Source organism: Corallococcus sp. 4LFB (genome assembly GCF_046520365.1).
GTDB classification, from domain to species: Bacteria; Myxococcota; Myxococcia; order Myxococcales; family Myxococcaceae; genus Corallococcus; species Corallococcus caeni.
The window spans coordinates 1-1,110 of the sequence record NZ_JBKGHJ010001055.1 but is presented as its reverse complement, the minus strand read 5'-3'; the positions used below and the strand labels follow the sequence as shown (position 1 = coordinate 1,110).

The 1,110-nt window shown below is 74.3% G+C and carries 1 protein-coding gene and 1 pseudogene; both read right to left on the bottom strand.

The genetic code is table 11. From position 1 onward, the window contains the following. Positions 1–213, bottom strand: a pseudogene (locus ACLEQD_RS43995) (hypothetical protein); the annotation flags it as partial. Continuing rightward, positions 207–1,028 carry an MFS transporter gene (locus ACLEQD_RS43990; RefSeq protein WP_410391879.1) on the bottom strand — a complete coding sequence of 274 codons (822 nt, stop codon included), beginning with the start codon at positions 1,026–1,028 and terminating at the stop codon, positions 207–209. The gene ACLEQD_RS43990 and the pseudogene ACLEQD_RS43995, both read right to left, overlap by 7 nt. Positions 1,029–1,110 lie beyond the last annotated feature (82 nt).

The following is a 1,110-nucleotide window of genomic DNA, read 5'->3' as shown; positions in this document are numbered from 1 at the left end:
GCCCTGCCCCTCACGGTGGCGAACGCCGCCAGGTAGAAGGGCCGGCCCGGCGCGGCGCCACGTGAGGGGCAGGGCGAAGATGGCCAGGCCGTGGCCGCTCCACAGCGAGCCCGCCAGCAGCACGTCGAACAGCAGCGGCCAGAGCGTCCCCGCCGTGGGCAGCAGCCACAGCATGGGGATGGCGCTGATGCCCAGCGAGCAGCACATCAGCACCGGCTGCGCGCCAGCCGGTCGATGGCGCGGCCCCACAGGGGCGCCGTCAGCACGCGCACCCCGGCCACCGCCGCCGCGTGCAGCGCCATGACGACGAAGGTCATCTTGAGGTTCTGCAGGCTGTGCAGCGCGAAGAAGGGCGCGGACACGCCCACCGCCGCGTTCCACGCCACCTGGTACAGGAGCACCCGCCGCGCGCCGTCGTCCTTCCAGGGCAGCAGCGCCGCCTTGAGCTCCAGCCTCGGCGCGGTGCCCGGGGGCGCGGGGTCATGCTGCGCGGCCATCATCAGCGTGGTGACGACGCCCATGACGCACGCGGCGAGCGCCAGCAGCGGCAGCGCCAGGCCCACCCCGTCCAGCCCCTTGAGCCGGTCCATCAGCAGGCCCGCGGTGAGCGACGCGGCGGTGCCCATCAGCGTGGTGAGCGCGGTGCGCTTGCCGAAGAAGCGGCCCCGCACGGCGCCGGGGACCAGCTCCCCCATCCACGCCACCCAGGCGTTGTTGCCCACCACGGCCAGCACCGCGGAGGCCCCCGCCACGCCCATCAGCAGGTGCTGCTGTCCCTCCAGGGACAGGCCCAGCCACGGCATCAACGCCATGGGGAGCAGGGCGAGCCGGGACAGGCACACCGCCGTCAGCGCCACCCGCCGGTGGCCGAAGCAGAGGGTGAGCCACGCGGCGGGGAACTGCACGAACTGCGCGAAGAACGGCAGTGCCGTCATCACCCCCACCAGGAAGGGCCCCAGCTTCAGCGCGATGGCCCACGCGGTGAGCACCGTGGGGCCCGCGCACGCGGTGAACACCTCCGCGAACATCCCCTCCACGATGGACACCTTCAGCGACGCGCGGAGGCGCCGGTGCAGGGGCGGGCCTGGCGGCCGTCAGGGCGGGGGGGCC

Coding starts and splice junctions, on each gene's coding strand:
- ACLEQD_RS43990 (WP_410391879.1), bottom strand. CDS start 1,028: ATGTTCGCGGAGGTGTTCACCGCGTGCGCGGGCCCCACGGTGCTCACC.